Genomic DNA, 12,076 nt, shown 5'->3' with positions numbered 1-12,076 from the left:
GCGTCCGCCCCGCTCCACCCGAGAGGAAAACCAATGCAAAACCATACCCTGCGCGACGGCACCTCAATCCCTCCCCTGGGCTTAGGCACCTACCCGCTCAACAACGTAGACGCCGAGGTCGCCGTCTCTGAGGCCATCGCCCGCGGCTACCGCCTCATTGACACCGCGGTGAACTATGAGAACGAGGTGGGTGTTGCCCGCGGCGTCCTGCGTTCAGGCACTGCACGCGATGAAATCTTCGTGCAGTCCAAGCTGCCGGGGCGCGACCACGGCTACGAGCCAGCTCTCCGTTCTCTCGAAGGTACCCTGAGCCGTATGGGTTTTGACTACCTCGACGCCTACCTAATCCACTGGCCTAACCCCTCCCAGGGCCTCTATGTCGACACCTGGCGGGCTCTCATCAAAGCCCAGGAAGAAGGGCTGGTCAAGTCCATCGGCGTCTCTAACTTCCTGCCCGAGCACATCGACCGTCTGATTGAAGAAACCGGCGTAACCCCCGCCATCAACCAGATCGAGCTGCACCCCTACTCCCAGAAACAGGACTGGGCAGCCTACAACCTCGACCACGCCATTCTCACCCAGTGCTGGTCACCCCTGGGCCGCAAAACCGACCTGCTCAAGGACGCCGCCCTAGAAACCATCGCCGCCGAGACCGGTAAAACCGTAGCCCAGGTGATACTGCGCTGGGAGGTCCAGAAGAACCTGGTGCCCCTGCCCAAGAGCTCCAACGCCCTGCGCATGGAAGAAAACATGGCAGTCTTCGACTGGGAACTCACCGACGACCAGATTGCCCGCATCGACGCACTCGAAGCTGGCGTAGGCCGCGGGTTTGACCCGAATACTCACGAAGAGATGTAGTATTTAGGCGCGGCAGGCTCACAGCGAAGCTGCTGGCTCGGGGCTGGCGTGAATCGCCGGTGATGAGCACCGAGATTCCGAGCGCGTGAGGAAAATAAATCTCGGTGCGAATCTGGCGAGCTTGCGAGCCAGCTAGCGAACCGGCGAGAGGGTCGGCAGCGAGCGTGAGCCTGCCGAGCACCCTCCTCTTAGCCCAGCAAGGTAAGTGAGTATGAGCCTGCCGCACCCATCATCTCTCATAGAAAAGTTCCCGGAATAAGAGGTCTTATTCCGGGAACTTTTCTCTGTGCTCTAGCTGATGCCAAGGATTGTTTTGGCCTTATCAACGTCGGCGTGCATCTGCTCAATGAGGGCTTCGACGCCGGTGTAGGCGACCATGCCGCGCAGGTAGTCGACGAATTCGAGGGTGACGTGTTGCCCGTAGAGGTTGAAGTCTTCCACCTTTTCTTCGGGGCGGCCGATCACGTGGGCTTCGACCTGGCGGGTGGTGATGCCTTCGAAGGTGGGGTTAGTACCTACCGAGACAGCTACGGGGTGGCGGGTGCCCGCCTCGTCAATCAGCCAGCCTGCATACACTCCGTCGCCGGGAACCAGGCCGACCGAGTCAACATCCATATTGGCGGTAGGGAAGCCCAGTTCGCGGCCGCGGGCAGCTCCGTGCACCACTTCACCGCTCATGTAGTGGTTACGGCCCAGAATAGAGGCGGCGTCGCGCACCCGCCCTTCGGCGAGCAGCTGCCGGATGGAAGTTGATGAGCAGCGGCGGTCGTCGTGGGCGAGCAGGTCTTCAACGACGAGTACCTCAAAGCCGTATTTTTGGCCGAGTTCCTTCATGGTGTTGAGGTCGCCGGAGTTGTTGGTGCCGAAGCGCACGTCGTCGCCTATGACCACGAATTTGGCGTTGAGGGCATCGACGAAGGTTCGTTTGACGAATTCTTCGGGGGTTTGGGCGGCGAAGGCAAGGTTGTAGTGCAGCAGCAGGTAGTAGTCGACGCCGAGGTCAGCGAGGATTTTTTGGCGGCCGTCCTGCCCCATGATTTCGATGTGCACCCCGGAAGGGCCGTGGACGCGGGCGGGGTGGGGGTCGAAGGAGACGGCGACAGAGGAAAGGCCGTGCACTTTAGCGGTGTTGACCAGGGTGGAGAGCACTTTTTGGTGGCCGATGTGCACGCCATCGAAGTTGCCAATGGTGACCACGGTGGGGCCGAAGTCGGCGGGGATCTGGGCGAGATCGGTAAAGCGCTTCACTGTGCTCCTCGGTTGGGTTGCTTCGTGTCTATACTACGCGTATTTGGGGCCTTCTGCTGAGGCCAGGCGGACGCCGGTGGTTAGCGGGTGCGGCTGGGGCGGGTTTTGTTGAGCCACCAGAGGCCTACCATGGGCAGAATCAGGGGGATGTAGCCGTAGCCGGAACCGAAGTGGGACCAGACAGAGGCCAGTTCAAAGTGCTGGGGTTGTAGGTAGGAGAAGACGCCGATGAGGAGCACGCCGGCCATTTCGATGCTGACGGCGGCCAGGGAGATTTTCCAGGCCCCCTCCCCCTTCTTAGCCAAAGCGATGGTGGCAACCAGATAGATGAGGGCTGAGAGCGCTGAGAGACTGATAGACAGTGGGGCTTCATCGAACTTGCGGATAACCTGGTAGAGGGCCCGGGCCCCGGCCGACAGGGTAAAGACGCCGTAGATGACCACGAGCAGGCGGCCAAAACCGCTATTTTTTGTAGCGGAGGCTTTGTTCTGTGTTTGATTCATTGTCTTCTTCCATCTCCCATGCAATGTTGATGCTGCTCTTACGGGCGTTTCTGGCCTTGAGCGCAGGGCGTGCGCTTGTAGCCGACTGGCTGGGGCTGGCATGAATTGGGTGAGCGCCCCAGCGCGAGCCCAAGAAGGTTAGTCGGCGAGAGCGCACGCCCTGCGCTCACTTTCTACCGCACCCCAGTGCATCGACCTAATAGTAGTACCAGAGCATATTCATGCGGTGCACCATAATGATCAGTACCGGCCCGGTTAGCCCCAGTACCAGGGTTGACCAGCGGGTTCGTTCGGAGAGTGACCAGATGAAGGTGCCGACGGGGATAATCATGGCGGTGAGCAGATATCCGTAGTATTCGAGCCAGTCGCCGCTAGGGCCGTCCGTTGTGACCTGCATGATGATGGAGCCGACCAGGTAGACGATGAGGAAGGCTTCAAGGAGAATAACGGAGCCTTGGGACCAGTCGTCGGGGGCTGCTCCGCGCAGGAAGCGGGTGAGGCAGATGAGGAAGGAGGCTAGGCCGAGCGCGGTTATGGCCCAGAACCAGAGGTCGAGTCCGGCGATCATCATGACGGGTTAGTTTTCCTTGAAGCTTGTTCCGGCTTCGAAGACGAGCACGGGGGCGGCTACGTTTTCGCGGCGGAAGCGGGTGTTTTCGATGATGGCGACGAGGGTGCCGTTGGGGGCGAAGGCGGCGGTGAGGCCGGTGGTGGTGGGTTTATCGTGCCCGCCGGTGGAGCCGGTTTTGGGGGCGGTGGTGGCGGGGCTGCCTTCGGTGGGGGTGATGCGGCGGCCGTTGGCGAGGTCGGTGGCTTCGGCTGCGGTGAGGTTGCGGACGGCAAAGAGGCGGCGGGCTGCTTCTTCGATGGGTAGCAGGGGGGCTGCCTGTTCTGCTTCTCGCCCGGCGATGAGTTCGTCGAGGGTGTGGGCGTCTTCGGCGCGGATTTCGCCGATGGCGGTGCGGCGCAGGGCGGTGAGGTGGGCGCCGGTTCCTAGGGCTGCACCGAGGTCGCGGGCTAGGGCGCGGATGTAGGTGCCTGCTGAGCAGACGACGGTGACGTCGAGGTCAAGGACGCTGGTGCTCAGCTCTTCTTCGCCTAGCTGATAAATGGCGGTGGCGGGGCGAGCCTCGTGCAGGTCGAAGGAGTGCACGGTGATGGGCCGGGCTTCGAGTTCGACTTCTTCCCCTGAGCGCACGCGGGCGTAGGAGCGTACCCCGTTGACTTTGATGGCTGAGACGGCGGAGGGTACCTGCATGATGTCGCCGGTGAGGTCCGCAATGTGCTGCCTGATGGCGTCCTCGCTGATACTATCCAACGCGCCGTTGTTAGCGACGGCGGTGGCTTCGCCGTCCGCGTCGTCGGTGAGGGTTGAGACGCCGAGGCGGATGGTGGCGGTGTAGGTCTTGGTTTCCCCTACGACCCAGGTGAGTAGGCGGGTTGCCTTGTTGACGCCAAGGATGAGCACCCCCGTGGCCATGGGGTCGAGGGTGCCGGCGTGCCCGACTTTGCGGGTGCCGGCAATCCACCGCATTTTGGAGACCACGTCATGGCTGGTGAGTCCGGCGGGTTTGTCAACGACGATGAGGCCCGAGGGCCCGGTGGGTGCTTTCTTGGCCACGGTTTAGGCTTCGTCTTCCTCGGTTTCGGTGCTCTTGTAGGCGTCCTCGCCACCGGCGTATTCGGCGCCTTCGCGAGCAGCGGCCAGTTCGGCGTCGCGTTCCTTGGTCTTGCGCAGCAGGTCTTCGATGTGGGCTGCGTTGACGGGTACTTCGTCGGGGACGAAGGTGAGGGTGGGGGTCAGGCGCGCGGTAATGTTCTTGCCGACCTCTGAGCGCAGGATGCCCTTGGCTGATTCGAGGGCAGCCTTGGTGGAAGCCTGTTCTTCTTCAGAGCCGAAGACGGTGTAGTAGATGGTGGCGTGCTGGAGGTCGTTGGTGACGCGGGCGTCGGTGACGGTGATGAAGCCGAGGCGGGGGTCTTTGATTCGGCGTTCGAGGGCCTGGGCAACGATGACCTTGATGCGGTCGGCTAGGCGGGCGGCGCGTGCCGGATCTGCCATGATGGTCTCCTTCTCTAGAGAGGTGTCTATGTTTAAGTGTAAAGGCACCCTAGGGTTCGCGGCGAAGCTGCTATCTTGGCGGCTGGCGCGAATCCTAGGGTGCTTTTGAAGAGCTAGGTTGCTTACCCAGTAGGTCTACGGGGCTGAATACCCCAGAGCCGGCTGGCCGGGTCTGGCGTTAAGGGATGCCGGCGGGTGGGGCGCCCCGCCCGCCGACGTTCTTAATATCAACCAGGTAGAAGCCTAGACGCGGGGCTTTTCCTGCATCTCCCAGGTTTCAATGACATCGCCTTCCTTGATGTCGTTGAAGGAGCCCAGGCCGATACCACACTCGTAGCCTTCGCGGACTTCGGTGGCGTCGTCCTTGAAGCGGCGCAGGGATTCGATGGTGAGGTTGTCGGCGACAACTGCACCGTCGCGTACCAGGCGGGCCTTGGAGTTGCGCTTGATGATGCCGGTCTTGACGATGGAGCCTGCGATGTTGCCCCACTTGGAGGAGCGGAAGACTTCGCGGATTTCGGCGGAGCCGAGTTCGACTTCTTCGTATTCGGGCTTGAGCATGCCCTTGACGGCTGCTTCGACTTCTTCGATAGCGCGGTAGATGACGGAGTAGAACTTCATTTCTACGCCTTCACGGTCGGCAAGTTCTGCCACGCGTTCGGCGGGGCGCACATTGAAGCCGATGATGATTGCGTTATCGACAGTTGCCAGGTTGACGTCGTTCTGGGTGATAGCACCTACACCGCGGTGGATGACGCGCAGCTGAACTTCGTCGCCGCCTACCTCGATCTTCATGAGGGATTCTTCCAGGGCTTCAACAGCACCGGAGACGTCGCCCTTGATGATGAGGTTGAGGGTGTCCATCTTGCCTTCTGCCACTGCGGCGTCGAAGGATTCGAGGGTGACGCGCTTGCGGCGCTTGGCCAGCTGGGCGTTGCGGTCGGCTGCTTCACGCTTTTCGGCGATCTGGCGGGCGGTACGTTCTTCTTCGGTGGAGAGGAAGGTGTCGCCTGCGCGGGGCACGGTGTTGAGGCCGAGTACCTGCACGGGGCGTGAGGGGCCGGCTTCTTCGACGTTGTTGCCGTTTTCGTCGAACATGGCGCGAACGCGGCCGTAGGCGGAGCCTGCGACGATGGCGTCGCCAACGCGCAGGGTACCGGACTGGACGAGGACGGTGGTGACGGCACCGCGGCCCTTGTCGAGGTTAGCTTCGATGGCTACGCCGCGGGCTTCCTTGTTGGGGTTAGCCTTCAGTTCCAGTGCGCCATCGGCGGTCAGGGTGACAGCTGCCAGCAGTTCGTCGATGTTCTTACCCTGGCGGGCTGAGACCTCTACGAACATGGTATCGCCACCGTATTCTTCGGGTACCAGGCCGTATTCGGTGAGCTGACCGCGAATCTTGTCGGGGTTAGCGCCTTCCTTATCGATCTTGTTGACGGCAACGACGATCGGAACGTTAGCGGCCTGGGCGTGGTTGAGGGCTTCAACGGTCTGGGGCATAACGCCGTCGTCCGCTGCGACAACCAGGATCGCGATGTCGGTGACCTTGGCACCGCGGGCACGCATGGCGGTGAAGGCCTCGTGACCGGGGGTATCGATGAAGGTCAGGTAGCGCTCTTCGCCATCGACCTCGGTGTGGATCTGGTAAGCACCGATGTGCTGGGTAATGCCGCCGGCTTCACCGTCAATGACGTTGGTGTTGCGGATAGCGTCGAGCAGACGGGTCTTACCGTGGTCGACGTGACCCATGACGGTGACAACGGGCGGGCGTACTTCAAGTACTTCGTCGTCCTCAGCCTCGGCTTCGGCAGCCAGGTTGATGTCGAAGGATTCGAGCAGCTCGCGTTCTTCGTCCTCGGGGGAAACAATCTTGATGACGTAACCCAGTTCAGCACCGAGCAGTTCGAAGGTTTCCTCGTCCAGGGACTGGGTCTGGGTCGCCATTTCACCCAGGTGAATCAGAACGGTCACCAGGGCTGCGGCGTTTGCGCCAATCTTCTCGGCGAAGTCCATCAGTGAGGCACCGCGACGCATACGAATCTCGGTGGTACCGTCGCCGTGGGGTACGGCTACGCCACCGATGGTAGGCTGACGCAGCTGCTCTTCACGACGCAGAGCTGACTTAGTCTTGCCCTTCTTCTTTTTGCCGCCACCGCGACCGAAAGCACCCTGGGCGTTGCCGCGACCGCCACCGGGGCCACCGCGACCGGGGCCGCGGTTGAAGCCGCCGCCACCGTTACCGCCGCCGGGACCACCTGAGCCACGACGGGGGCCGCCACCAGCAGGAGCACCGGCACCGCCACGGGCACCGACATTACCGCTCATCTTGGTGGGCATCATGTTGGGTGAGGGGCGGTTGCCGCCACCTGCGGGTGCGGGGCGGGGTGCGCCGCCAGCAGGACGGGGTCCGCCAGCGCCTGCGCCTGCGGGGCGAGGTGCGTTGTTACGTCCGCCTGCGGGGCGGGGGCCACCGGCACCTGCACCGGCAGGACGGGGGCCGCCGGGGTTATTACCGCGGGCGTTACGGCCGCCTGCGGGGCGGGGACCGCCTGAACGCTCGCCGCGGTCATTGCGGTCGTTGCGCTTGCCCATGCCCTGTGAGGGGGCGAAGGGATTGTTGCCGGGGCGGGGGCCGGGCTTAGCACCAGCAGGCTTGGGGGCCGCGGGCTTGGGAGCTGCCGGCTTAGGCGCAGACATGCCCTGGGTGGTGGAGAAGGGGTTGTTGCCGGGGCGGGGGCCAGCGGGCTTAGCGGCGGGTTCCTTCTTCTCAGCGGCGGGGGCGGGCTCTGCTGCGGGCTTGGGGGCGGCGGGAGCTGCCGGGGTGGCAGGCTTGGGAGCTGCGGCACCGGGCTTAGGAGCACCTGCGCCAGGCTTGGGTGCGGATGCACCGGGCTTGGGAGCTGCTGCCTTGGGGGCTGCGGCGTCCTTCTTCTCGGCTGCGGGAGCCTCTGCAGAGGCGGCAGCCTTGGGGAAGGCGGCACGGAGTTTCTTTACAACGGGCGGTTCAAGGGTAGATGATGCACCCTTGACGAACTCGCCAAGTTCCTGAAGCTTTGCGACAGCTTCTTTTGAGGGGATTCCGAGTTCTTTAGCGATCTCGTGAACGCGGGGCTTAGCCACTTTTCTCCTGTTCTGGTTCGCACCGAACAGGGGCGAACCTTCAGTTTGTATGAGGTGTCAGCTGGGTTGTAGCTGGGTTTTTGCCGGTGGGCGAGCACAGGAAAGTACTCATTGCGCGGCACTCATCGGGTTTCCATCAGTTTTCTGACTCGCTTTCGTACACAGTAAGTCGTCAAACTCGTTGACATTGTTGGTTCGCCACCCCTAGCGGGGTTGAACCGGTGCCCCATTATGCTGGGATCACCAGTTCCTTGGCTTCGACCCGGGTTCTAAAGGCCCTGGCGAGCACGTTTTTCTTAAGCGCTTGGGCAAGGCATTCGGGTGTGTGGTGGAGCCAGGCTCCACGCCCCGGGAGGTTTTTGGCCCGGTCAAAGACTGCACGCGGTGGTTCAGTCTGGGTCAGGGCTATACGGACGAGGTCGTGGGCGGGTGCTGTGGTTCGACAGCCGATGCAGGTGCGGACGGGGGTGTGCAGCTGGGGCGCTCCCTTCGTGTTGTTGACCTATTTACTGCCAGCTCATTAGCGCGATCTGGCAGGCATGGCTGGCTGCTGACCAGTCATGAGCACTCTATAGTGATGTGACCTCTATAGACCAGTTTAGCCCCCTTGCGGGGGCTAACGGCAAATATGTTAGTCAGCTCTCTTATTCAGCGTCAGATTCGGGCGCTTCTTCAGCGCTTTCTTCCTGGGCTGCTCGGGCTGCTGCCATTGCGGCTTCGTATTTGGAGGCTGAGATGATGTCGATACGCCAGCCGGTGAGCTTAGCAGCCAGACGGGCATTCTGCCCTTCCTTGCCGATGGCCAGGGAAAGCTGGTCATCGGGCACGATTGCACGGGCAGAGAAGGTCTTACGTTCAGTGACGGTAACTTCGCTGACCTTAGCCGGTGAGAGAGCTGCGGCAATGAACTCTTCGGGGCTCTCGGAGTGGTCAACGATATCAATCTTCTCGTTGTTGAGCTCACCCATCACCGCGCGAACTCGGGCACCCATTTCGCCGATGCACGAGCCCTTGGGGTTAACACCGGGCTTGGTGGCGCGTACAGCAATCTTGGTGCGGTGGCCGGCTTCGCGGGCAATGGCCATGATTTCAACTGAGCCATCGGCGATTTCGGGAACCTCATGCTCAAAGAGGCGACGCACCAGGTTGGGGTGGGAGCGGGAAAGCACGATGGAGGGACCCTTGGGACCACGCCTGGCTTCTAGTACGTAGGCGCGGATGCGGGTGTTGTGGGCGTAGCGCTCACCGGGTACCTGCTCGGCGGTAGGGAGAACAGCTTCAAGGGTGCCGAGGTCGACGTGGATCATGCGGGGGTTGGGGCCCTGCTGAATAACGCCGGAAATCAGCTGACCTTCGCGGTCTTTGAACTCACCGAGCACGGCTGAATCCTGGGCATCGCGCAGACGCTGCTGGATGACCTGGCGGGCAGTTGAAGCTGCGATACGGCCAAAGTTATTGGGGGTGTCGTCGAACTCCCCGATTTGCTGATCATTCTCATCGAGCTCAGGAGCCCAGATAGTGACCTTACCGCTGGTGCGGTCAAGCTCAGCACGTGAGCCGCGGATAGCACCGGGCTGCTTCTGGTAGGCCAGCAGGATGGCGCTCTCAATCATCGGGATCAGGGTGTCGATTGAGATGTCGCGCTCTTTTTCGAGCAGGCGGAGGTTGCTCAAATCAATGTCCATGGTTGGCCCTTCCGTGTAACACGGTGCCGGGGCAAAATGCTCCGGCACCGCTTGCGGTGTATGTTCGCGCGCCTATAGCGCGCTGCCTCAAAAGTATTGAGTTGTGGTCTTGTTTCTATATTCTAGCGAGTACTTGCTAGCGGTTGAATTCAATTTCTACCTTTGCGGCAGAAATTGTAGCCCAGGGAAGAGTGACGGCATCGCGGTAGCTCTCGGGCTGGCCCTTCTTGGTTTCTTTCTTCCGGCGCAGGACCGGGCCTTCCTCGGTCACAAAATCGAGTCGGGCCAGGTACTTTTCTCCCCCGGTCTCAGTGATCTCGATGAGACGGTCGATAGACCGCTTCCAGTGGCGGGTCTCAGTAAGAGGGCTGGTCACACCGCGGGAGGAAACCTCTAATGAGTAGGGCACTTCGCCATCGTCAGCCGCATCCAGGGCAGACGATAGGGCTTGCGACACCTCAGCGATAGTATCGAGTGACAGGGCGTCGGTGCGGTCTTCGGGGTAGTCCACCACAATTTCCAGGGTACGGTTAGCCCCGCTTCCCTTAGCGGTCAGTTTCTCCAGCACCAGTTTGAATTCCTGCTCCACGACCTGGGTGACGGCCTCGCGCACACCCTCAACACTCACAAAGCTACCTGCGGGAGCCTTTTGGGTAATGCCCTGCTCAGCGCGGGCAGCGGCCCGGCGCTCGCGGGCGTTGGGGGCGTCCTTTTTGCTGGCTTTGGGTGATGCCATCGCGCGTAACTCCTGACGTTGAGGGGCAAGTAGATTCATTCAAGCCTATCACTCGCACCTAACCCCGTTGCCGGGAATTCGCTGAGGGCGGGCAGGTGCGAGGACTTTTTGGCAGAATGGGAGGTGGGCTTTAGCCCGCCTCTATCGTGTGGAAGGTTGCTCCCTATGAATCGCTCTGTTCGTCTAGCCCCGGTACTTGTGGCCGCTCTATTAGCTGGCCTGCTGGTGGTGCTCCTTGCCCTCGGGTGGTTTTCACAGCGTCAGGCTGAACAGATACGCGCTGACCTTAGCGATCAGAGCACCATGGCTGCCCAGCTGACCGCCCTGCAGCAGGCAGCTGATGAGTCGGGTCAGGACGCGTTGGGGCAGGCGGCGCAAGCCGCCCTTGAGTCCCTTGCGCCTGCGGCTCAAGATGTGATGGTCACGGACTATGAGCCGGTAGAGCAGCAGCTACAGAGCACGGTTTCGGCCCTGCTTGAGGTAGGTTTTTCAACCCAGGACGCCGGTGATCGGGCCCGGGCTCTCACCGCCGTTGTTGACGTGTGGGGCGCGGCCCAGCAGGACGAGCTGACCGAGCAGACCTACCCCGAGGCCCTCTCCGATGAGCTAGATCAGGTGACTAGCTACAGCTGCGGCGACGAGCAGCTTGCTGCGGGCGTCACTGATTCTTCTACCGGTGGGCAGGTAGCCCAGCCTGCCTCGCTGATTCCCCTGCAAGAGAGCATCTACCAGCTCAACTACGTTAGCGAAGTGTATCTTGCCCGGGCGGAGCAGGGCTATGCACCCGTAGCAGAACAGGCTGATCAGCTGGCAACCGCTACAGACCGCATGGGGCAGCTAGCTGCCCCCGTCCTGACCTGCTATGGAGCCTTTGAGGCGCCCGCGGCGTCCTACCCCATCGCCGACGCAGCGGACGCCCCTCAGCAGCTCACCGACTTCACCGCGGCTATTGAATCCAACGCCCGCGCTGCCCTGGCCGACCAGACCCTCGCAACGTCAGCAGATGATATTGAAGCCCTCGCCCTCATTCTGGCCCTCGATAGCCAGGAGCTTGCTGCCTAAAGGGTACCCAGAACATCGGTGCCCAGCTTAATAATGAGGGCGCTGACTACCACAATCATCATCCAGCGAATAAAGCGGCTCCCCCGGGCCAGCGCCGTACGCGCTCCCAGGTAGCCACCCACCATATTCGCTGCTCCCAGCAAAAGGCCAAGAGCCCACACCTGCTGACCTGCCACCGCAAACAGCACCAGAGCTCCCAGGTTAGTAGCGGCATTAATAATCTTGGTCTGGGCTGTTGACTGCAAGAAGCTGTAGCCCATCAACGACACCATGGCCATCATCAGAAAAGAGCCGGTGCCAGGGCCCAGCAGCCCGTCATAAAAACCGATGATCGCGCCGATTCCCAGCCCCACCATGAGGTGCTTGAGCCCCCGGTGTTTTAGCTGGGTCAGTTCACCGAGTGAAGGCTTGAACACTGTGTAGACCAGCACCAGTAGCAGAGCCAGTACGATGATGGGCTTGAAGAGTTCTTCGGGGAGGGCGGTGGCGACCAGGGCCCCGCCCATGCTGGTCACAAAGGCCAAGGACGCCGCAGGCAGGGTGGTGCGCACATCAACCGGGGTGCGCCGCAGGTAGGTTGCGGCACTGGTGAGGGTACCGAAGACAGACCCCAGCTTGTTCACGGCGAGGGCTTGCACCGGTGAAAGCCCAGGAACCATGAGAACCGCGGGAAGCTGAATCATGCCGCCGCCGCCCACGACGGCGTCCACCCAGCCAGCGGCTAGGGCAGCCAGAAGCAACAAAACTAGCGTGGTCGGCTCAAGGCCGAGAGAGTCAAAGCCGAGGGTATCGAGCACGCTTC

12 protein-coding genes are annotated in these 12,076 nt (G+C 61.7%); 2 read left to right on the top strand and 10 right to left on the bottom strand.

Annotated elements, in window-relative coordinates; genetic code table 11:
* Nucleotides 1–33 precede the first annotated feature (33 nt).
* The gene (locus L6758_RS07175; protein ID WP_237186863.1) at nt 34–858 is read left to right on the top strand and encodes an aldo/keto reductase; all 825 of its coding nucleotides are present in this window, start codon (nt 34–36) and stop codon (nt 856–858) included.
* Nucleotides 859–1,149: 291 nt separating this feature from the next.
* Here the strand turns inward: L6758_RS07175 and L6758_RS07170 are convergent, their stop codons facing one another.
* From L6758_RS07170 to rimP, 9 genes are all read right to left on the bottom strand, one after another.
* Nucleotides 1,150–2,106: a bifunctional riboflavin kinase/FAD synthetase gene (locus L6758_RS07170; RefSeq protein WP_237205509.1), complete on the bottom strand. Its 957-nt coding sequence runs from the start codon at nt 2,104–2,106 to the stop codon at nt 1,150–1,152.
* Nucleotides 2,107–2,186: 80 nt separating this feature from the next.
* Nucleotides 2,187–2,609 (bottom strand): hypothetical protein, encoded by a 423-nt coding sequence (locus tag L6758_RS07165; protein WP_237198492.1) that lies wholly within the window; start codon nt 2,607–2,609, stop codon nt 2,187–2,189.
* 196 nt (nt 2,610–2,805) lie between these two features.
* Nucleotides 2,806–3,180: a hypothetical protein gene (locus L6758_RS07160; RefSeq protein ID WP_237197258.1), complete on the bottom strand. Its 375-nt coding sequence runs from the start codon at nt 3,178–3,180 to the stop codon at nt 2,806–2,808.
* A gap of 6 nt (nt 3,181–3,186) precedes the next feature.
* On the bottom strand, nt 3,187–4,230 hold the full coding sequence (truB, locus tag L6758_RS07155) for a tRNA pseudouridine(55) synthase TruB (RefSeq protein WP_237205508.1): 1,044 nt from the start codon (nt 4,228–4,230) through the stop codon (nt 3,187–3,189).
* A gap of 3 nt (nt 4,231–4,233) precedes the next feature.
* Nucleotides 4,234–4,671 (bottom strand): 30S ribosome-binding factor RbfA, encoded by a 438-nt coding sequence (rbfA, locus tag L6758_RS07150; protein ID WP_185173286.1) that lies wholly within the window; start codon nt 4,669–4,671, stop codon nt 4,234–4,236.
* Between the two features lie 243 nt (nt 4,672–4,914).
* Nucleotides 4,915–7,791, bottom strand: coding sequence for a translation initiation factor IF-2 (gene infB, locus L6758_RS07145; RefSeq protein ID WP_237205507.1), 2,877 nt, complete (start codon nt 7,789–7,791; stop codon nt 4,915–4,917).
* Between the two features lie 229 nt (nt 7,792–8,020).
* Nucleotides 8,021–8,242, bottom strand: coding sequence for a YlxR family protein (locus tag L6758_RS07140; RefSeq protein ID WP_272878599.1), 222 nt, complete (start codon nt 8,240–8,242; stop codon nt 8,021–8,023).
* Nucleotides 8,243–8,435: 193 nt separating this feature from the next.
* Nucleotides 8,436–9,476, bottom strand: coding sequence for a transcription termination factor NusA (gene nusA / locus L6758_RS07135; RefSeq protein WP_237205506.1), 1,041 nt, complete (start codon nt 9,474–9,476; stop codon nt 8,436–8,438).
* 136 nt (nt 9,477–9,612) lie between these two features.
* Entirely contained in the window at nt 9,613–10,212 is a 600-nt protein-coding gene (gene rimP, locus L6758_RS07130; RefSeq protein ID WP_237205505.1) for a ribosome maturation factor RimP, read from the bottom strand.
* Between the two features lie 165 nt (nt 10,213–10,377).
* Here rimP and L6758_RS07125 point away from each other — a divergent pair, with 165 nt between their 5' ends.
* Entirely contained in the window at nt 10,378–11,274 is an 897-nt protein-coding gene (locus L6758_RS07125; protein ID WP_237205504.1) for a hypothetical protein, read from the top strand.
* On the opposite strand, the gene L6758_RS07120 is transcribed toward L6758_RS07125, so the two are convergent.
* Nucleotides 11,271–12,071 carry a TSUP family transporter gene (locus L6758_RS07120; RefSeq protein WP_237205503.1) on the bottom strand — a complete coding sequence of 267 codons (801 nt, stop codon included), beginning with the start codon at nt 12,069–12,071 and terminating at the stop codon, nt 11,271–11,273. The genes L6758_RS07125 and L6758_RS07120 overlap by 4 nt on opposite strands.
* Between the last annotated feature and the right edge of the window lie 5 nt (nt 12,072–12,076).

The organism is Rothia nasimurium (assembly GCF_928382285.1).
Taxonomy (GTDB): Bacteria; Actinomycetota; Actinomycetes; order Actinomycetales; family Micrococcaceae; genus Rothia; species Rothia nasimurium_E.
Note: the sequence above shows the minus strand (reverse complement) of the source record. Positions and strands in the feature narration are given on the sequence as shown.

Bases quoted from the DNA above. Each gene is read 5' to 3' on its own strand.
- L6758_RS07175 (WP_237186863.1), top strand. From the start codon at position 34: ATGCAAAACCATACCCTGCGCGACGGCACCTCAATCCCTCCCCTGGGC.
- L6758_RS07165 (WP_237198492.1), bottom strand. From the start codon at position 2,609: ATGAATCAAACACAGAACAAAGCCTCCGCTACAAAAAATAGCGGTTTT.
- L6758_RS07160 (WP_237197258.1), bottom strand. From the start codon at position 3,180: ATGATGATCGCCGGACTCGACCTCTGGTTCTGGGCCATAACCGCGCTC.
- rbfA (WP_185173286.1), bottom strand. From the start codon at position 4,671: ATGGCAGATCCGGCACGCGCCGCCCGCCTAGCCGACCGCATCAAGGTC.
- nusA (WP_237205506.1), bottom strand. From the start codon at position 9,476: ATGGACATTGATTTGAGCAACCTCCGCCTGCTCGAAAAAGAGCGCGAC.
- rimP (WP_237205505.1), bottom strand. From the start codon at position 10,212: ATGGCATCACCCAAAGCCAGCAAAAAGGACGCCCCCAACGCCCGCGAG.
- L6758_RS07125 (WP_237205504.1), top strand. From the start codon at position 10,378: ATGAATCGCTCTGTTCGTCTAGCCCCGGTACTTGTGGCCGCTCTATTA.